The organism is Metalysinibacillus jejuensis, from assembly GCF_003057615.1.
Classification (GTDB): Bacteria; Bacillota; Bacilli; order Bacillales_A; family Planococcaceae; genus Metalysinibacillus; species Metalysinibacillus jejuensis.
In genome coordinates, this window is the sequence record NZ_QAFW01000017.1 from 1 (window position 1) to 18,282 (window position 18,282).

Consider the following 18,282-nt stretch of genomic DNA (forward strand, 5'->3'; position numbering starts at 1 on the left):
AAATGAAGGCATTCGCCTATTGGCATTAGCATAGAAACAAAAACTCTTGGAACAAGAGGGTTAGCTCGGTCAGTTTTCGTTGGCTAGTAAAAGCAACGATAAGTCGAGAAGCCCCCACTTCAATTAGACCGCAAGGTCAATAAGTGGTGGGTAGTTCACAACAGATATTAGCTACCGCACTTTTATTGGTCGTGGTAGTGGTGAGTCTATCCAAATGGCTTTTTCAGGTGAAGGTTTTGTTATTATCCAGCCATTTGAAGAAGTTTATACAGCTGGCACAGAAGGTTGAGTAAAATAGTACAAAGCTACTAGTAAGTGTGTAGCTTTGTATTTTTTTTGCAAAATACACCGAAATTTCAATCAAAGTTCACATTTGTCTTATACAATGAAAAAAGATTTCACATAGACAGGAGCAGATTGAATTGAAAAAAATACTAGCCTTCACATTTTTATTACTAGCAACAACATGGTCAACAGCATTTGCGCATACGCATATTGCGAGCTCAACGCCAGCAGATGGTGATGTGATTACAACACCATTACAAGAAATGACGTTAACATTTGAAGGTAAGCTAGAAGCAGGTAGCACATTTACATTAAAGCAAGATGGTCAAGATGTAGCGGTAACGACAGCAGTTGACGATGCAGTATTAACGGGTACAACAACTGAACCATTAACAAATGGTGCATATGATTTACATTGGCATATTATTGGCGCAGATGGTCACGTGATTGAGGGCGACATTGCCTTTACTGTTGATGCACCTGTAGAAGAGCCTAAAGAAGAAACTATTGAACAAGAAAAAGTAGAAGTTACTTCAGAGGTACAACCAACTGAAACAGTGGAAGCACCTCAACAAGAAAAAGCACAAGCATCTAAGGCACCTTTACTTATTGGTGGCGGTTTAGCCATTATTTTATTATTAGCAGTAGTTATGATGCGCAGAAAGAAATAAGCTGATGCTAATTGTGACACAGGCACTTTTATACACAGGTCTTGCTGTGATGATGGGTGTTATTATTGTGCGCTTAAGCCCGCTAACCATTACAGTACCTCGTAGTGTTTTGCCACTTGCGGTTGTAACAGTAGTGAGCTGTGCGGCACTGCCTGTACTTAAACTTATACTGTTTTTAAATGCACAGTATGATGTGGCAACAAGTACTAAAATGGTGCTCTTTACTTTTGAAGTGGGGCGCTCATGGTTAGTAGTAGCATTACTTGGTGGTGCATTATTACTTAGCTCTCAGCGCTCTACTGCAGTTCAACTAGTGCTCGCTTTAGCGATGATTATTGCCTTTAGTTGGTCGAGTCATGCGAGTTCATTTAATCAATTTACAGGTTTTATGAGTCATACTGTGCATACAATGGCTGTTTCTATTTGGGTGGGCGTATTACTCGTAGCAAGTTTATTTGCGAGTGAGCAACAATTAGGTAAACCATTTTTACGTTGGTTTACACCAATTGCCTTAACAGCATTACTAGCAGTGAGCATAAGCGGTATTTTGTTAGTAACTATTATTACACCTGCCTATGTAACAGCATGGCGAATCCCTTATGGTCAAGCATTAATCATCAAGCATGCATTAATTGTACCGCTAGTATTATATGCATTAATCAATGGTGTACTTAATCGTAATGAGCGTCGTAGCAGTAAAGCCTGGTTACGTGCAGAGAGTATGATTATGTTAACGATATTTACTGCAACGGCTGTGCTCAGTATTAGTTCACCAGATAGTAAAACCGAAAAAACAGCGGCACTGTATCACGCATTTCATGCTAATCTTGCAGCACCTATATTAAGTTGGACGTTTGAAGGTTGTATTTTTTTAGTGGCAACACTCGCATTTAGTGCGTTACTCCTTCAAAGCTTTACTAAAAATCAACCCGCTAAGCTATCACTTATACTTGGCTTTGCAACAGCTTGTAGTATGTATTGCACAGCTATGCTTATGATAAGTGCATAAAAAAACGAGTCGTCATCCTTTGGGTGACGGCTCGCTTTGTTTTAGCTTCTTTTTAACTTGGTAATATAAATAATTTGCCCAACGTGCTCACTATAATGAACAAGCATGCGTGTTAAAGCCTCAATAACCGAAATTTGCTCACCACGTAATAATACATATTTATGAACATCATAAGGGCGTAGGTTTTGTAACATAGCAAGTAATCTGTCCCAGCCTTCTTGCCACAGTGCTAGTAATTCCTTTTTGGAAGAAATATCATTATAAAATTCTGCACTACGATTACGTGTTGGCTTTTCGCCATCTGTATGCAAAAAATTAGTAGCGCGTGATACCATATTGCCATGCAAATGCTTGACCAAAATACTAACACTATTTGAATCTTTATTAGGTTGCCATGTTAAGGCAGATTCAGCGATTTCAGCAAGCATTTCATCACCTTGCTGTTTAATAACGGAAAAACGTCGGTACATTTCTTGTAGGAAAATCGTTTCCATCTAAAAACCTCCTTAAATTAGGTTACAATATGTAAAAGAGAGAGTGACATTGTGGGAAAAACAATTGAGATTGTACGGATGAGCGTGCGCCGTATTATTACGGATCCGCGTGATTACATTATAGGCTTTATGATTTTACAATTACTACAGTGGATTGTCGCAATACCCATTTTATCATTTTTATTTCATCGTGCGTTAAGTGCTGCAGGAATGCAGGGGATAACAGATGGTAACATCGGACAATTACTGCACAGCCCCCTAGCCATTATTTTATTGGTAGTGTTGGTCTTATTATTAACCATATTTATTTATTATGAGTTAGGTTTTTATTTTTTACTAGCGGATTTTCAGCGTAAGCAACAAACGTTTACGTACCGTACCATTTTTAAGCAGTTAAATAAAAAATCTAAATATTTTTTGAGTGTGCATACTTTATTATTTAGCTTATATTTTATGCTAATTGTGCCTGTGGCAACGGTTGGCGTAAACTCAAGTTTTACTGAGCAACTTAAAGTACCTGACTTTATTGTGGATGAAGTAATGACAACGACAAGTGGTCAAATTTTATGGATAGGGTTAATGGCGCTACTATTTTATATTAACTTACGCCTAATTTTTAGCATTATGTTTTTTGTGACAGGTAAAGATACAACTATTTTGCAGGCAATGAAGCAGAGTTGGCAGCTGTCACGTAAAAATATGTGGCTATTAGTATCTGTATTAGGTGGCATTATTATAAGCTTTACACTAACGATGACAGTATTAACTACTTTGATATTAGTACCGTTAGTAGTAATCGAAAGCACAATTAAATTAAGTATGCCTATCTTTGCAGGTATTACATTAACTTTTATTCAAATTTTATTCTTCTGTGGTGGTGCTGTTTTACAACCACTATTAGCAGAGGCTTTAACATCAATTAGTCATAAGGTTGAGCAACAGCCACTTAAACAACTAGAGCGTCATTTGGTACGCCCTAAAATCTTAGGTTGGCTTGCTGACCATAAATTGCTACAAGCAGGGTTAGTACTAGGCTTTATTGTACTATGTGTGAGCAATTATATTACGCTGCAACAAACGGTATATCAGCCTACAACACAAATTGTGGCACACCGTGGCTATGCAAATAAAGCATTAGAAAATAGTATTACCGCTATGGAAAAGGCAGCAGAAGCAGGTGCAGATTTTGTTGAGATGGATATTCAACAAACGAAGGATGGTAAGTTTGTTGTCTACCATGATGCTACATTATCACGCTTAGCAGGACGAAGCGGTCATATTTATAATATGAATTTAGACGAGCTTGTCGGCATTCCAATCAAAAATAATCAATTTAAGGACGAAATCCCGTCCTTTGAAGCGTATGTGGATCGCGCGAAGGAATTAAAAATAAAATTGCTTGTGGAGATTAAAACACATGGGCACGAAACTCAAGATATGGAAGAGCAACTCGTGGATTTATTGCGCGCAAAAGGTGTGGCTAACGATTATATTATCCACTCATTAGACCGCGCCTCATTAGAGCGTGTACTAGCTTATGATCCGACGATTACGACAAGCTATATTTTAGCGATGAGTATAGGGCGCTTGCCTGATGTGCCAATGCCTTACTTAGGTATTGAAGAGTTTTGGATGACGAGTGATTTATTAAAGCAAGCGGATGAGCAAGGTAAGGGAATTATGGTATGGACCGTCAATAAAGAAAACTTATTGCATAAGTATGTGCGTATGAATACCTTTAGCTTAATTACGAATAATGTGGATAAAGCTATTGAAGTGCGTGATTCTTACGATAAGCAAAAAACATTATATGAGCGCATCCAAATTATTATAGAGCGCTTATAATATAACGTAATGCGTTTAAATAAAAGAACGTGGGTATAAGTTGGATAGAGGGGTGAGTGTATGAAGCGGTTAATGAAAATGAGCTTCCAACAATTTATTCAATACAGTTCTAATTATCCTAGAGGGCTCTTTTATTTATACAGCTTGCAGTGGCTACTAGGGTTACCTGTAGCCTTTTTTTTATATTATAAACTCGTTGATATTGCAGGGATGCAAGGGTTTTTAAAAGGGCCTATTACACAGTGGCTGAATTCGCCAGCTATAGTCGTTGTCGTTACGTTATTAGCATTTGGTGCCTGCTGTGCTTATCAGTATACGTTAAATTATTATTTTATGAGTGCGCATTTACAAACGACTGAACCTGCGCCTATTTTTGCGGCACTACGCTTAAAAAAGCGACGTTTTTATTTACTGCCAGCCAGCTTGATGACACTTATGCTATTACTTGTCGTACCTTATTCGCCAATAGGTATAGGGCCTGCACTGTTAAAAAGTTCAGGTTTTTGGATGCCATTTACTACGGTAATTGGCCTCGTGCTGTGGATAATCATTATGGCTATGTTAGTTTATAGTAGTTTACGTTTACTATTTAGTGCTTATTATTACATGGCTGAAGACACAACATTTGTGCAAGCGATGCGTCATAGCATGTATGTTTCACGTATAAAATTAGCGCAGAGCATGGCCATTTTTATAGGCGCATTATTATTATATGGCATTGTACTTATTACGTTAGCTAGCGTTTTTAGCCTACCATTAATTTTAAGCGAAGCTATGATAAACAAGGGCTTACCAATGCTAGCGGGTATTACAGTTAGCGTAATTTTAGTCGCTATGTTTTGGGTGACAGCTTATGCTCAAATTGTACTAGCACAAGTCATAATGCAGTTAGCTGTTTATACAGGGCCAGCACCTAAAGTAAGACCTTGTAATAAAAAGCATAAAATGCATATAGGTATAGTAACGGTTATTAGTGTCGTGTTATTAACAGCAATTAATAGTTATGTATTGACATATAGCGTATATCAACCTACGACAAAAATTGTAGCGCATCGTGGTTATTCTCAAAAAGCGCTCGAAAATACTATTCCGGCAATGGAAAAAGCGAAGCAAGCAGGTGCTAATCTAGTAGAGTTAGATATTCAACAAACAAAAGATGGCAAGTTTATCGTCTATCACGATGAATCTTTAAAGCGTTTAGCAAAGGATAAACAAAAAATTTACAAGGCCACAGAACGAGAGTTAGTAGGTACTGCGATACAAAAGAAATCATTAAAAGGTACAATACCTAGCTTTGTGTCATATCTCGAAGCTGCTAAGGCTACTCATACTAACTTGCTTGTTGAGATTAAAGTACACGGTCATGAAAAGGAAGGTTATGTGGAAGACATTGTGAAAATTTTAAAAAAGTATAACGTAGCTAATGACTACATTGTACAATCACTTGATCAATCAGCAATTGAAGCTGTAAAAAAAGCAGACCCTACTATTAAAACGAGTTATTTAGTTAAAGATGAGGAAACAGATATGTATGATATACCGACGGAGTTTTTAGGCGTCAAAGAAAAATATGTTGATGCTACCTTACAGAAAAAATCCCACGACGCTCATAAAGGTGTAATGGTTTGGACAGTAGAAGGAGAAAAAGACTTGCAAAAGTTTATTGAACACGATGTGTATGCTGTCATTACTAACGAAGTAGCAAAAGCAGTGAAGTTACGTGATGATTATAATAAGACAAAAGGGTTTATCGAGAGATTATGGTTAATTCGTCAACGTTTATGAACGTAAAAGATAGTGAAAAAAACGCACGGCATCCAAAAGATGCTGCGCGTTTTTTATTTAGCCTAATTCATTTTACTAGCAAGTAAACGTTCGTTAACAATGTCCCAATCTACAGTATGCCACCAGTTAGTGACAAATTCAGGGCGACGGTTTTGATATTTCAAATAATATGCATGTTCCCAAACATCAATAATTAATAAAGGATTTTTGCCAGCGGCGAGCGGTGTGTTTTGATTAGCAGTACTTAAAACTTCAAGCTTTCCGTTATGCTCGACTAACCAGCCATAGCCGCTACCGAAACGGCTTATCGCTGCTTTTGATAGTTCGCTTTGAAAATTATCAAACGTAGAAAAATACTTTTCAATTTCACGCTTAATATCGGCAGTAGGTTCGCCGCCCCCGTTAGGTTTCATCGATTCCCAAAATAAAGAATGGCAATAGTGACCGCCACCATTATTTTGCACGGCTGTGCGTATATTTTCAGGCACTTCTTGTAAATTTGCTAAAATTTCTGCAATAGGTTTTTGCTGTAATGCTTCATGTCCTTCTAGGGCAACATTTAGATTATTAACATACGTAGCATGGTGCTTACCATGATGAATTTCAAGCGTTTGTGCGTCGATATAAGGTTCGAGTGCGTCAACAGCATAAGGCAATTTTGGTAATATAAATGGATTCATTTGGAGACCTCCTATATTGTTTTAATGAAACTATCTTTCCTAAAGGAAACTTTAAAGCGAAAATATAAATAAAGCAAGCTATCATTCAATTATTAATAGGTTAAGACGCAAAATATTGAATTATTGTACGATATTATTGTTTTTTCGAGAATAAATTGTTATATTGTATAAAAATATAGAATTTTCAGAAAAAGGAGTGATACTATGCATGTAAGTGAAGCGTTAGCGATTAATGCAACAAGACACCCAAATAAATTAATTTTTGCTTGTGAGGGGCGTGAGTACACGTATCGTCAATTTAATGAGGAGGTTAACCGTTTAGCTCATGGCTTATTAGCAAATGGTTATCATAAGGGCGATAAAATTGGTATCTTTATGAAAAATTCGGATCATTTTATGTTAGTTTTTTTAGCAATTGTGCGTGCTGGCTTTGTAGCTGTACCGATTAATTTTAGGTTAACTAGTACGGAGACATCGTATATTTTAGAGCAGTCAGAGGCTAAGGCAGTATTTTGTGATGACGTGTTTGAAGAAACTGTCGTAGGGGCGAGCGCAAAAACTGAACGCTCGCATGACATTATAGTGCAGCCGATTGCACAGCATGCAGACTCAGTAGATTGGGCAACGGTGCGCACAGATGATACAAGTTATCCACGTGTTTTTATTACCGGTACAGATGATGCCGAAATTTTATACACATCAGGTACGACGGGCTATCCGAAAGGTGCCTTGTTTGATCATCAAACGGTCGTTAATGTGCATATCTCTTATACATTATGTTTAACTTTAACGAGTGAACATCGTGCGTTATGTATTGCACCTTTATTTCATTCGGCACAATTAAATGGCATGACATTAACCGCAATTTATTTAGGTATGTTTACCGTGATTCATCGTGATTTTAATCCAGAGGCAGTGCTTGCAGATATCGAAAAATATAAGCTAAGTGCTTTCTTTGGTGTACCTGCGATGTATACAGCATTACTACAAGTACCCAATAAGGAACAATATGATTTATCCACAATTGATAAATGTATGTATGGTGCAGCGCCAATGGCTCCAGCATTAATTGAGAGTGCTATGCAATTGTTTGGTACACGTTCATTTTATAATTTTTGCGGTATGACAGAGGCAGGGCCAGGCGGCATATTTTTAAAACCTGAGGAGCATGATACTAAACTTGGCGCAGGTGGCAAAGCTATGTTTTTATATAATACGCGTGTGGTGGATGAGGATATGAATGATGTAGCACCTGGTGAAATTGGCGAATTTATTATGCGCGGGGCAACTATTATGAAAGAGTACTACCGTAAGCCAGAAGAAACACAAAAAACATTTCGTGATGGTTGGTTAATGACAGGTGATCTTGCAACGATTGATGAGGATGGTTACATCACAGTAGTGGACCGCAAAAAAGACATGATCATCTCAGGTGGCGAAAATGTATACTCTGTTGAGGTAGAGCAAGTACTAAATAGTCATCCTGACATATTAGAAGCAGCCACTATCGGTTTGCCAGATGAAAAATGGGGAGAGAGTGTAACAGCAGTTATCGTTGCTAAGCCGAATGTAGAGATTGACGAAGAAGCGCTAATTGCATATTGCCGTGAGCATATTGCAAGTTATAAAATTCCGCGTAAATTTTTATACGAAGATGCATTACCACGAAATGCATCGGGTAAAATTTTAAAATACCAATTACGTGATGAGTATATTAAAACGCAAGTTTAGCAAACTGTATGCTACAGTTTGCTAAGAGGTGGCAAAGGATGAATCGTTATTTTTGTACAGCTTGTAAAGTCAAATCAACCGATAGTGCTGAGGAGCTTGCGCGAAAGATGCAACCTCGTATTTGTATTGGTCATGTGGGGCTAGCTATTACAGGCATTATTATTGTAGCAATTGAGTTATTTGTATAGTAGGAATGATGAGGTGAACCTCATCATTCTTTTTTTATGTTATTTTTTATTTTTCGACAGATAACTTGATGTTAAGTAGAAAAATTGGTAAAGTTTTAATTAGAAAGAAAAATCAGAAAATTTTGCTTGAAGGGGAGGAATTGGGATGAGAGAGGTAGTAATTGTTGCGGCAGCTCGTACAGCAGTGGGCAAACGAAAAGGGGCGTTAGCTACGACACGTGCAGATGATTTAGCAGCAGAGGTGTTAGCTGAGGTGGTGCGCCGCGCTACTATTGAAAAGGGGCAAGTTGAGGACGTTATTTTAGGTTGTGTTACCCAGACTGCAGAGCAAGCAGGTAATGTCGCACGTTCAGCACTATTAATTGCTGGCTTCCCTGTACATGTACCGGGTGTAACAATTGACCGACAGTGTGGTTCAAGTCAGCAAGCTGTTCACTTTGCAGCGCAGGCCATTTTAGCGGGGGATATGGATATTGTGATTGCTGGTGGCGTGGAGAGTATGACGCGTATGCCTATGGGCTCTAATTATTTGGATACTAAGCCTAGCCAAAAGTTAACGGCACAACACGAAATTATTCATCAAGGTCTCTCAGCAGAGCGTATTGCAGCACAGTGGGGTTTTAGTGCAGAAAAACTGAATGACTATGCACTCGAGAGTCATAAACGTGCATTAGCAGCTATTGCCGCAGGTCATTTTAAAAAAGAAATTGTTGGTGTTGATGTTACAACAGACGAAGGTATCAAGCATTTTGATACCGATGAGGGACCAAGGGCTAATACTACACGAGAAAGTTTAGCTGAATTAAAAACCGTCTTTAAGGAAGATGGTGTAATTACAGCAGGTAATGCTAGTCAAATGAGCGACGGAGCATCAGCTGTAGTGTTGATGTCTAGTGATAAAGCAAAAGAGCTTGGTATTAAACCCCTCGCTCGTATTGTAGCGCGTTCAGTAGTAGGCTCAGACCCAACGTTGATGCTAACAGGTCCGATTGCAGCAACAGAAAAAGTATTGCAAAAAGCTGGACTTACAATTAACGACATGGATACGTATGAGGTAAATGAAGCATTTGCACCTGTACCACTTGCATGGCTTAAAGATACAGGAGCGGATGCGAGTAAATTAAATGTAGACGGCGGTGCCATTGCCCTAGGTCATCCGCTAGGTGCAACAGGCACGAAACTATTAACGACAATGCTTTATCGTATGCATCGAGAAAATCAACGTTATGGCTTATTAGCAATCTGTGAAGGCATGGGCATGGCTAATGCCACAATCATTGAAAAATTATAAGGGGTGAAGGATATGCAATTAAATGAAGTTGTAGCTTTTATAACAGGTGGTGCTTCGGGGATGGGAGCTGCTACGGCACAACATATCGTGTCAGCAGGAGGTAAGGCTATCTTAGTAGATGTGAATGAACAAAAGGGGCAGGAGCTTGTAGCGAGCAATCCTTCAAGTATAGTGTTTGCCAAAACAGACGTTACAGATGAAGCCTCTGTTAATGCGGCATTAGATAAAGGAATCCAAGCCTTTGGCAAAATAAATGTAGTGGTTAACTGCGCAGGTATCGCGCCACCTGCTAAGTTATTGTCGCGTAAAGGTATCCATACATTGGCACAATTTGAGCAAGTGATTTCCATTAACCTTGTAGGAACATTCAATGTTATTCGGTTAGCATCAGACCGTATGCAACATAATACACCTGATGTTGATGGGCAACGCGGCGTAATTGTTAATACAGCTTCAGTAGCTGCATTTGATGGGCAAATTGGACAAGCAGCCTATAGTGCCTCTAAAGGCGGCGTAGTAGCCATGACTTTACCTATTGCTCGTGAGTTAGCAGAGCATGGCATACGTGTAATGACGATTGCTCCAGGCTTAATCGAAACCCCGATGTTTGCGGGGCTACCAGAGCCAGCACAACAAGCATTAGCAAAAATGACACCGTTTCCAAAGCGTTTAGGGAAACCATCGGAGTATGCCTTTTTAGTAGAGAGTATTATTCGTAATACGATGTTAAACGGTGAAGTAATCCGCTTTGATGGCGGAATTCGTATGCAACCAAAATAAAGGAGTGTGGGGATATGGTACGTTATCGATTTGAAACAAAGGAGCATGATTTATTTCGTAAATCATTACGTCAGTTTTTAGCAGAGGAAGCTGTGCCCTATTACGACGAGTGGGAGCAAAACCACCTTATCCCTAAGGATTTTTGGCGCAAGCTTGGAGAGATGGGATATTTATGCCCTCAAGTAGAAGAAAAGTATGGCGGTCTTGATTTAGATTTTAGCTTTGGCGTAGTTATAGGTGAGGAGCTAGAGCGCGTAGGTAGTGGTTTAATTGGTGTTGGTTTACACAATGATATTGTAGTGCCTTATATCGAAGCCTACGGTAATGAAGAGCAAAAAGAGCGCTGGTTACCGAAATGTGTAACAGGTGAGTATATTACTGCTATTGCAATGACAGAGCCCGGGGCAGGGTCTGATTTAGCAAGTATTAAAACGACAGCTATTCGAGATGGTGATCATTATATTGTAAATGGGCAAAAAACATTCATTACAAATGGCATTCATACAAATCTCGCAGTAGTAGCAGTAAAGACAGACCCAAAGGAGCGCCATCATGGTGTAAGTTTACTTGTCATTGAAGAAGGGACACCAGGTTTTACTAAAGGGCAAAAATTGAACAAGGTAGGTATGCATTCGCAGGATACTGCAGAGTTATACTTTGAAGATTGTCGTGTGCCTGTAGCTAATTTATTAGGTGAGGAAGGTAAGGGTTTTACCTACTTAATGGAAAAGTTACAACAAGAACGTTTATTTGTAGCTATTTCAGCACAAATTGCAGCTGAGGATATGTTTGAGCTAACAATGACTTACATTAAGGAACGCGAGGCTTTTGGGAAGTCAATTAGCCAATTTCAAAATACACAATTTAAAATGGCGGAGATGGCAACACAATTAGAGTTAGGTAAAACATTTCTCGAGTCATTAATTGAGGATCATATTGCAGGCAAGGATGTTGTCACTAAAGTATCTATGGCAAAGTATTGGATTACCGAAAAGGCACGTGATATTGCTACGGAGTGTATGCAATTGCACGGTGGTTACGGCTATATGGAGGAGTACAAAATCGCAAGACGTTACCGCGATATTCCGGTAATGTCGATTTATGCAGGTACTAATGAAATTATGAAGGTCATTATTGCTAAAAATTTAGGTATATAAAAGCCCATAGCATAGGGCTACGGGCAAATTACTTATTTAAAGGCTACAAAAATTTCGACACGACCATCTTCTAGGTAGCGTTCAAAATCAATAGTGTAGGCACGGTTAATCGAGCCTTCAGACTCACGTTGCCAAATTGATTCCCACGTATCAAAAATATGGGGAGCAGAAGTAATATACGTTGTGTACTTAGTTTGAGGTAGTGTTAGCACATCATCACTAATTGGTGATGTGGTAGCTACGCTTAACGTATAGTCTCCGCGGTAGTCACTTTCGTAATTATGATAAATACCATAAAGCATGCCACCATCATTTTTTTCGCGAGCTGTGTGCCAAACTGCACGAACTTTATCTTGCAAGGCATCATCTGTAAAATTATTCGTACGTATCGACGATAGTATGTAAACTTCTTTTTCCATAGTAACAACTCCTTTCTCTAGATTGTAGCATGCTTGCGCAGTGTAATCGAAAAATACGTTTAAAAATATGAGGAGTGATGAGTAATGATGATGGATACACCTTTATTATTAACGGGATTTTTGGAGAGGGCTAGACGCTATTACCCTAATAAAATGATTGTGTCACGCACAAGCGAAACGATGATACATCGCTTTACGTATACGACATATGTTGAACGCACAAAGCGTTTAGCTGATGCATTAACAAAGCTTGGAATGACAAAGGGGATGAAAGTAGGCTCTTTTGCATGGAATCATCATCGACATTTAGAGGCCTATTTCGCTGTACCTTGTACAGGTGCGGTATTGCATATGATTAATATTAGGTTAGCACCTGAGCATATCGTTTATGTAATTAATCATGCAGAAGACGAAATCCTATTAGTAGATAGCGATTTATATACGCTAATGGCACCCTTAGTGCCACAGCTTACAACGGTTAAAAAAATTGTCATTATGCAAGATATGCCTAAGTTACCACCAGCGCCGACAGGTATTACACTTTATGATTATGAAACATTATTAGCTGAAGCCTCGGCAGCGTTTACTTTCCCAGAAGATTTAGACGAAAACACACCAGCGGGCATGTGTTATACGAGCGCAACAACAGGGATGCCAAAGGGTGTAGTGTACACGCACCGAAGCCTTGTCTTGCACAGTATGATTAGTGGTTTATCAGATACACTTGCGCTTGCAGAGCGCGATGTGGTGATGCCAATTGTACCGATGTTTCATGCTAATGCTTGGGGGCTACCATTTGCGGCAGTTAACTTTGGCGCTACACAAGTATTGCCAGGTCCAGCATTTACACCAGCATTGTTACTAGACCTAATTGAACAGGAAAAGGTAACGATTACTGCAGGTGTACCAACGATTTGGTTAGGTCTGGTTAAGGAGCAGGATAATGCGCCGCGTGATTTATCCTCATTACGTCTTGTAGTAAGTGGTGGCTCAGCGTCGCCAAAAGGCTTAATTCGTAAATTTGAACAGGACTACGGCGTGCCATTTTTAGTAGGCTATGGCATGACGGAAACCTCGCCCCTTGTTAGTGTTTCTAATTTTAAAGAGGAAATGGACGACTGGACTTACGAAGATAAATTAGAGCTACGGGCTACCCAAGGTTTAACAACACCTCTGATTGAAACGCGTGTGATTAATCAGCATGGTGAAGTGCCATGGGATAATGAAACGATGGGTGAGCTAATTATTAAAGGGCCATGGATTGCGAGTGGTTATTATAAAGATGAGCGAACAGCAGAAGCGTTCCAAGATGGTTGGTTATATACGGGGGACATTGCGGTTATGACGCCTGAAGGTTATATTCGCATTACGGACCGTACGAAAGATTTAATTAAATCAGGCGGTGAATGGATTTCTTCTGTTGATTTAGAAAATGCTTTAATGACACATCCTGCGGTTTTTGAAGCAGCCGTAGTAGCCATGCCGCACGAAAAGTGGCAGGAGCGTCCTTTAGCTTGTGTGGTATTAAAGGAGGAAGGCGCTGCTACTAAGGAAGAATTGATGGCGTATTTAGAACAACATGTAGCAAAATGGTGGTTACCTGATGAAATTGTCTTTATTGATGAGGTGCCTAAAACATCAGTAGGGAAGTTTTTAAAGGCTAAGATTCGTGATAATATTGCGACGTATTTAGACCAAGTATAATAAAACACCTAGCGAAAATTTCGCTAGGTGTTTTTGATTAGCTCTCTACAGTTGCATAGATGCCGTCATTTTCATTAAATTGAAGTTGAATACGTGAAGCGAATGGGTCCATATGCATTTGTTCCTTCACCCACATGCGTAGCGCGCCAACCATATCGCCAGCGTCTAACATAATTGATTTACCTGGTAAGAAAACCTCAGCACTGTATTGCTCCTCGTCATAGCCAAGCTCCACTTCAACTTGCTCAAGTGCCACATTATTGTGGTAAGCCTGTGACAGGCAGATTGCGTTAATGATATCGTCTTCACAAATTATCGCCATTGTTTAGCTTCCTCTTCATCACGTTTTTTCTTTGTAACCATCGTCCAAATTTTAGCGGCTAAAAATACCACAAGTAAAATGGCACCTACGTTAACGAGCAAACCTAAGATTGAACCTAACATGCCCATACCACTAAATAGACTACCGAATAATAGACCTGCAAGACCACCCATCATTAAGCCTTTCATTAAACCACCGCTTTTATTCGCTGTGTTTTTAGCAGTAGGAGATTGGTTTTTATTCGTTTGGTTTTGGTCTTTCTTTTGGAAATTAGAATTATTATTCGTGTTATTGCTTTTATTAAACCCTTTTTTGCCTGATTTATAGCCTTTTGCTTCTGCTGTTATACCGTCATCAAAAGGTAAAAATACACCGACAGATGAGAACATTAACGTCATCGCGAAAAGAGCTGCTACTAATTTTTTCATGGTATGCTATTCCTCCAAAAAGTTGATATGTTTATTTTACATGAATAAAGCGGAAAATAACAATAAACATGCTAACAAATGATTATATCATGAAAAATTTGCAGATGTTATACTAGAAATAAGTTGGAATAGAAGAGGAGGCCTCTTGAAGTGGTACTCATTATCCCTTTATTGTGTATATTTATTATAATGTATGTGCAAGAAAAACGGCGTTTTGCAAATGCTGTAGTGTTTGGCATTTTAATGATGATAATAGGAATGGATGTATTGCTATATGTCATCCCATCATTAAGTAAGGACTCGCAAATATTTACGCTCATTTACTTAGCGCTATTAGCCGCGCTTGTACCTATTACTATATTTAGCATGACGATTGCGACATTTTTTAATAGTAAAATACTGTTGGAAAAAGAAGGTCGCAGGTTGAGTAATTTATTTTTTGGTTTACTTGGTTTTGGTATCTCTTTTTTAATCATTACCTTTGTCGTAATGGTATTTACAGGACAGGCGGCGAATAATCGCTTAATGTTACTTTATTTATGGGGCGCATTATTGTTTGGCTATGCGTTATTTTTGTATAGTTGCGTTATTTTATATGCGACATTGTATTATTTCACGCCTATTTTTTATAAACCGGATTACATTATTGCCTTAGGATCAGGTTTAATTGGTGACAAAGTACCTCCTTTATTGGCGAGTCGTGTTGATAAGGCTGTTAGCTTATATGATAAATACGCAGCTAAAAAAGGTGTGCCACCTATATTAGTTATGTCAGGTGGACAGGGCAGTGATGAGTTAGTAGCAGAAGCTGTCGCTATGCGAGACTATATTGTAGAAAAGTACGGCATCCCTTCTGAACATATTTTAGTTGAAGACCAATCGACTAACACCGCACAAAATATGCGTTTTTCGAAACAAGTCATTGAACAGCATTGTGGTGGAAGACCTTATCGTTCGGTATTTGTGACCAATGAATTTCACCTTTTTAGAGCGAGCATTTATGCAAGGAAAGCAGGACTCGATGCAGAGGGAATCGGTTCACGAACAGCGCTGTATTACGTGCCAAACGCCTTTACAAGAGAGTTTATCGGTCTGTTAGAAATGAACAAAAAATATCATATTACAATCTTTATCCTAGTAACGATGTTTATTGCATTATTATTACGTGCTTATTGGTAAGGAAGTGTGTACAGTGGAACAGGCAGAGGAATTATATTTACAAGGAAATGCGGCTTACGAAGACGGGCAATTAGTTCATGCTTTTCGAAGCTATGAAGCCGCATCCGCACTAGGGCATCCCGATGCTACAAACAATTTAGCGGATATGTATTTACACGGAGAATATGTTGGGAAAAATACGAAGCGTGCTTTCCAATTGTTTTTAGTAGCGGCAAAAGCAGGCGTCCATGAGGCGATGTTTACACTTGGTTTATTATGCGAAAATGGTATTGGTGTAGTCGTTGCACCTGAACAAGCGTACTTTTGGTATCATCGTTCTGCAAAATATCAAGATAGTTTAGCGCAGTATCGTCTTGGTTCTATTTATTATGAGGGCTTACTAAATAAAAAAAGAAATGTAGCCAAGGCTCTTTATTGGTACGGCCTTGCTGCGCAACAAGGTCATTTGGATGCTCAATATAATTTGGGTTATATTTATAATAATGAACAAGATGAATATGTGGACTATGCTAAAGGGCGATTTTGGTATAAAGAAGCGGCACGACAAGGGGATGTTTTGGCTTGTCGGCGCTTAGAAGAAATTTATGAGATAGGGCTAGGTACGAAAGTAGATAAACAAAAAGCTCACTACTGGGGTGAGCAAGCAGCGCAGTTTGAATGCATGAGAGGAGAAAACAACGAATGAAAACAGTAGCAGTTATAGGTGGCGGTATTACAGGTTTATGCACCATGCACTATTTACAACGTCAAGTGCGCGCGAACAACTTAGCGGTGAATTTAGTATTAATCGAAAAAAATGATTATATTGGTGGCAAAATTCATAGTGAAACGACGGATGGATTTATTATGGAAACAGGAGCTGACTCTATCGTTGCTCGTCATCCAGGGGTTTTAGATTTAGTGCGTGAAGTTAATTATGAAGATGAACTCGTTTATAACGAAACGGGTACATCCTTTATTTATACGAATAATGAATTGCATGCGATTCCTAAGGACTCTACATTTGGTATCCCGATGTCTTTAGCTTCATTAGAAGCGAGTACATTAGTGTCAGCTGAGGGAAAGGAAGAAGCGTTGAAAGATTTACATATGCCTAATAAGCAGTTCACAAAAGAAAGTTCAATTGGCGAATTTTTAACGTATTATTTAGGCGAAGAGCTTGTACAAAAGCAAATTGCACCTGTATTATCGGGCGTATATTCAGGTAATTTACATGAGTTATCCATCGCATCTACTTTGCCGTACTTAATTGATTATAAAAACGATTATGGTAGCATTATTAAAGGTTTTGAAGCTAATAAAGAACAGTTTACACGGGCAGCTGATAAAAAATTTATTTCATTTAAAAAAGGTTTGGATTCATTGCTTTATCGTATTCTAGAAACATTAACAGATGTTGAGGTAATTACAGGTGCCCAAGTGACGGCTATTGAAAACGGTCACACCTTACACCTAACGACAGGTGAGCAGCGATATGCGGATATTATTGTATTAGCGTTGCCTAATGAAGTAATTGCCGGCATTTTATCCAACGATACCTTACAGCCTTATTTCGAAAAATTTACGACAGCTTCGGTCATTACGATGTACTTAGGATTTACGATTCCAGATGCCTTACTACCGGCAGATGGTACGGGTTATATCGTATCAGAAAATACGAATGTCGTTTGTAATGCTGCTACATGGACGAGCCGTAAATGGAAGCATACATCAGCTGAAGGCAATTTACTCGTGCGTCTATTTTATAAAAATAGTAATCCACGCTACGAGGAGCTACAAAAAATGACCGAAGATGAGTTAGCTCAAATTGGCATAGCAGATATAAAAAATAGCTTAGGAATCGAAGCGGAGCCAAAAGTAGTGAACGTCACGAAATGGATAGATCAAATGCCACGCTATGATTTAGCACATCGTGAAGCGCTAGAAGGATTAGAGCGAGCGCTAGCTAAAGAGTACCCTAACGTACATTTAGCAGGTTGTTCTTATTACGGTGTAGGAATTGGCGCTTGCATTCAAAACGGTAAAGCGATTGGCGAAAAAATAGCTACATTATTATAAAAGAGGTGCATTTTGCGCCTCTTTTTTTATTTGTGAAAAGGTTTTAATTTGTACTTTGTGTAGCGATACTTGTTAGAAACGATTAATAGTGTTGACGTAATACGTTACTAACGATATGATACTTTTCAATAGTTAGAAATTTCATAACATTCTTATCAAGAGAAGCGGAGGGACTGGCCCTGTGAAGCTTCAGCAACCAACATATTGTCAGGTGCTAAATCCAGCTAGCGAATAGCTAGGCAGATGAGGAGGAACG

At 38.9% G+C, this 18,282-nt stretch carries 18 protein-coding genes, 1 pseudogene and 1 riboswitch; of the genes and pseudogenes, 14 read left to right on the plus strand and 5 right to left on the minus strand.

Annotated features, from left to right (window positions below):
- Positions 1-154 precede the first annotated feature (154 nt).
- From DDE80_RS15400 to DDE80_RS07365, 3 genes and pseudogenes are all read left to right on the plus strand, one after another.
- A pseudogene (locus DDE80_RS15400) lies at positions 155-289 on the plus strand (AIM24 family protein); the annotation flags it as partial.
- 133 nt (positions 290-422) lie between these two features.
- Positions 423-956 carry a copper resistance CopC family protein gene (locus tag DDE80_RS07360; RefSeq protein WP_161952292.1) on the plus strand — a complete coding sequence of 178 codons (534 nt, stop codon included), beginning with the start codon at positions 423-425 and terminating at the stop codon, positions 954-956.
- Between the two features lie 4 nt (positions 957-960).
- Positions 961-1,965: a copper resistance D family protein gene (locus DDE80_RS07365; RefSeq protein ID WP_108307026.1), complete on the plus strand. Its 1,005-nt coding sequence runs from the start codon at positions 961-963 to the stop codon at positions 1,963-1,965.
- 41 nt (positions 1,966-2,006) lie between these two features.
- Here the strand turns inward: DDE80_RS07365 and DDE80_RS07370 are convergent, their stop codons facing one another.
- Complete coding sequence (locus DDE80_RS07370) at positions 2,007-2,459, minus strand: DUF1572 family protein (RefSeq protein WP_108307027.1); 453 nt, start codon at positions 2,457-2,459, stop codon at positions 2,007-2,009.
- 51 nt (positions 2,460-2,510) lie between these two features.
- Here DDE80_RS07370 and DDE80_RS07375 point away from each other — a divergent pair, with 51 nt between their 5' ends.
- Positions 2,511-4,304 (plus strand): glycerophosphoryl diester phosphodiesterase membrane domain-containing protein, encoded by a 1,794-nt coding sequence (locus DDE80_RS07375; RefSeq protein ID WP_108307028.1) that lies wholly within the window; start codon positions 2,511-2,513, stop codon positions 4,302-4,304.
- Between the two features lie 60 nt (positions 4,305-4,364).
- A complete protein-coding gene (locus tag DDE80_RS07380) occupies positions 4,365-6,089 on the plus strand; it encodes a glycerophosphodiester phosphodiesterase family protein (protein WP_108307029.1) in 1,725 nt (574 codons plus the stop codon).
- A gap of 62 nt (positions 6,090-6,151) precedes the next feature.
- Here DDE80_RS07380 and DDE80_RS07385 read toward each other — a convergent pair whose 3' ends face one another.
- Entirely contained in the window at positions 6,152-6,769 is a 618-nt protein-coding gene (locus tag DDE80_RS07385; protein WP_108307030.1) for a superoxide dismutase, read from the minus strand.
- 204 nt (positions 6,770-6,973) lie between these two features.
- Between DDE80_RS07385 and DDE80_RS07390 the strand changes: the two genes are divergently transcribed.
- The 5 genes from DDE80_RS07390 to DDE80_RS07405 all read left to right on the plus strand — a co-directional run bounded on the left by DDE80_RS07390 (position 6,974) and on the right by DDE80_RS07405 (position 11,916).
- Positions 6,974-8,500: a class I adenylate-forming enzyme family protein gene (locus DDE80_RS07390; protein WP_108307031.1), complete on the plus strand. Its 1,527-nt coding sequence runs from the start codon at positions 6,974-6,976 to the stop codon at positions 8,498-8,500.
- 38 nt (positions 8,501-8,538) lie between these two features.
- Positions 8,539-8,688: a hypothetical protein gene (locus tag DDE80_RS15125; protein ID WP_161952293.1), complete on the plus strand. Its 150-nt coding sequence runs from the start codon at positions 8,539-8,541 to the stop codon at positions 8,686-8,688.
- Positions 8,689-8,833: 145 nt separating this feature from the next.
- Positions 8,834-9,979, plus strand: coding sequence for a thiolase family protein (locus DDE80_RS07395; RefSeq protein WP_108307032.1), 1,146 nt, complete (start codon positions 8,834-8,836; stop codon positions 9,977-9,979).
- Positions 9,980-9,991: 12 nt separating this feature from the next.
- Entirely contained in the window at positions 9,992-10,759 is a 768-nt protein-coding gene (locus DDE80_RS07400) for a 3-hydroxyacyl-CoA dehydrogenase (RefSeq protein ID WP_108307033.1), read from the plus strand.
- Between the two features lie 14 nt (positions 10,760-10,773).
- Positions 10,774-11,916, plus strand: a complete 1,143-nt coding sequence (locus DDE80_RS07405; RefSeq protein WP_108307034.1) for an acyl-CoA dehydrogenase family protein — start codon at positions 10,774-10,776, stop codon at positions 11,914-11,916.
- A gap of 32 nt (positions 11,917-11,948) precedes the next feature.
- Here the strand turns inward: DDE80_RS07405 and DDE80_RS07410 are convergent, their stop codons facing one another.
- Positions 11,949-12,335, minus strand: a complete 387-nt coding sequence (locus DDE80_RS07410; protein WP_108307035.1) for an effector binding domain-containing protein — start codon at positions 12,333-12,335, stop codon at positions 11,949-11,951.
- 87 nt (positions 12,336-12,422) lie between these two features.
- Between DDE80_RS07410 and DDE80_RS07415 the strand changes: the two genes are divergently transcribed.
- Positions 12,423-14,039 carry a long-chain fatty acid--CoA ligase gene (locus DDE80_RS07415; RefSeq protein WP_108307060.1) on the plus strand — a complete coding sequence of 539 codons (1,617 nt, stop codon included), beginning with the start codon at positions 12,423-12,425 and terminating at the stop codon, positions 14,037-14,039.
- 37 nt (positions 14,040-14,076) lie between these two features.
- Here the strand turns inward: DDE80_RS07415 and DDE80_RS07420 are convergent, their stop codons facing one another.
- Both DDE80_RS07420 and DDE80_RS07425 read right to left on the minus strand, forming a co-directional pair.
- Positions 14,077-14,361: a DUF2653 family protein gene (locus DDE80_RS07420; RefSeq protein WP_036142942.1), complete on the minus strand. Its 285-nt coding sequence runs from the start codon at positions 14,359-14,361 to the stop codon at positions 14,077-14,079.
- Positions 14,352-14,789, minus strand: a complete 438-nt coding sequence (locus DDE80_RS07425; protein ID WP_108307036.1) for a hypothetical protein — start codon at positions 14,787-14,789, stop codon at positions 14,352-14,354. Before DDE80_RS07425 ends, DDE80_RS07420 begins: the two co-directional genes overlap by 10 nt.
- A gap of 150 nt (positions 14,790-14,939) precedes the next feature.
- Between DDE80_RS07425 and DDE80_RS07430 the strand changes: the two genes are divergently transcribed.
- Genes DDE80_RS07430 through hemG form a run of 3 tightly spaced genes read left to right on the plus strand, consistent with a single transcriptional unit; the run spans position 14,940 to position 18,026 of the window.
- Entirely contained in the window at positions 14,940-15,968 is a 1,029-nt protein-coding gene (locus tag DDE80_RS07430; RefSeq protein ID WP_108307037.1) for a YdcF family protein, read from the plus strand.
- Positions 15,969-15,981: 13 nt separating this feature from the next.
- Entirely contained in the window at positions 15,982-16,653 is a 672-nt protein-coding gene (locus DDE80_RS07435; protein ID WP_108307038.1) for a tetratricopeptide repeat protein, read from the plus strand.
- Positions 16,650-18,026, plus strand: a complete 1,377-nt coding sequence (hemG, locus tag DDE80_RS07440; protein WP_108307039.1) for a protoporphyrinogen oxidase — start codon at positions 16,650-16,652, stop codon at positions 18,024-18,026. The genes DDE80_RS07435 and hemG overlap by 4 nt, the downstream gene beginning before the upstream one ends.
- Positions 18,027-18,175: 149 nt before the next feature.
- Positions 18,176-18,276, plus strand: a riboswitch (SAM riboswitch).
- Positions 18,277-18,282: the final 6 nt, after the last annotated feature.

Excerpts from the sequence above, each read along its gene's own strand:
- DDE80_RS07380 (WP_108307029.1), top strand. The coding sequence starts at position 4,365 with ATGAAGCGGTTAATGAAAATGAGCTTCCAACAATTTATTCAATACAGT.
- DDE80_RS15125 (WP_161952293.1), top strand. The coding sequence starts at position 8,539 with ATGAATCGTTATTTTTGTACAGCTTGTAAAGTCAAATCAACCGATAGT.
- DDE80_RS07420 (WP_036142942.1), bottom strand. The coding sequence starts at position 14,361 with ATGGCGATAATTTGTGAAGACGATATCATTAACGCAATCTGCCTGTCA.
- DDE80_RS07400 (WP_108307033.1), top strand. The coding sequence starts at position 9,992 with ATGCAATTAAATGAAGTTGTAGCTTTTATAACAGGTGGTGCTTCGGGG.
- DDE80_RS07425 (WP_108307036.1), bottom strand. The coding sequence starts at position 14,789 with ATGAAAAAATTAGTAGCAGCTCTTTTCGCGATGACGTTAATGTTCTCA.
- DDE80_RS07410 (WP_108307035.1), bottom strand. The coding sequence starts at position 12,335 with ATGGAAAAAGAAGTTTACATACTATCGTCGATACGTACGAATAATTTT.
- DDE80_RS07365 (WP_108307026.1), top strand. The coding sequence starts at position 961 with ATGCTAATTGTGACACAGGCACTTTTATACACAGGTCTTGCTGTGATG.
- DDE80_RS07370 (WP_108307027.1), bottom strand. The coding sequence starts at position 2,459 with ATGGAAACGATTTTCCTACAAGAAATGTACCGACGTTTTTCCGTTATT.
- DDE80_RS07405 (WP_108307034.1), top strand. The coding sequence starts at position 10,774 with ATGGTACGTTATCGATTTGAAACAAAGGAGCATGATTTATTTCGTAAA.
- hemG (WP_108307039.1), top strand. The coding sequence starts at position 16,650 with ATGAAAACAGTAGCAGTTATAGGTGGCGGTATTACAGGTTTATGCACC.
- DDE80_RS07390 (WP_108307031.1), top strand. The coding sequence starts at position 6,974 with ATGCATGTAAGTGAAGCGTTAGCGATTAATGCAACAAGACACCCAAAT.
- DDE80_RS07415 (WP_108307060.1), top strand. The coding sequence starts at position 12,423 with ATGATGGATACACCTTTATTATTAACGGGATTTTTGGAGAGGGCTAGA.
- DDE80_RS07385 (WP_108307030.1), bottom strand. The coding sequence starts at position 6,769 with ATGAATCCATTTATATTACCAAAATTGCCTTATGCTGTTGACGCACTC.
- DDE80_RS07395 (WP_108307032.1), top strand. The coding sequence starts at position 8,834 with ATGAGAGAGGTAGTAATTGTTGCGGCAGCTCGTACAGCAGTGGGCAAA.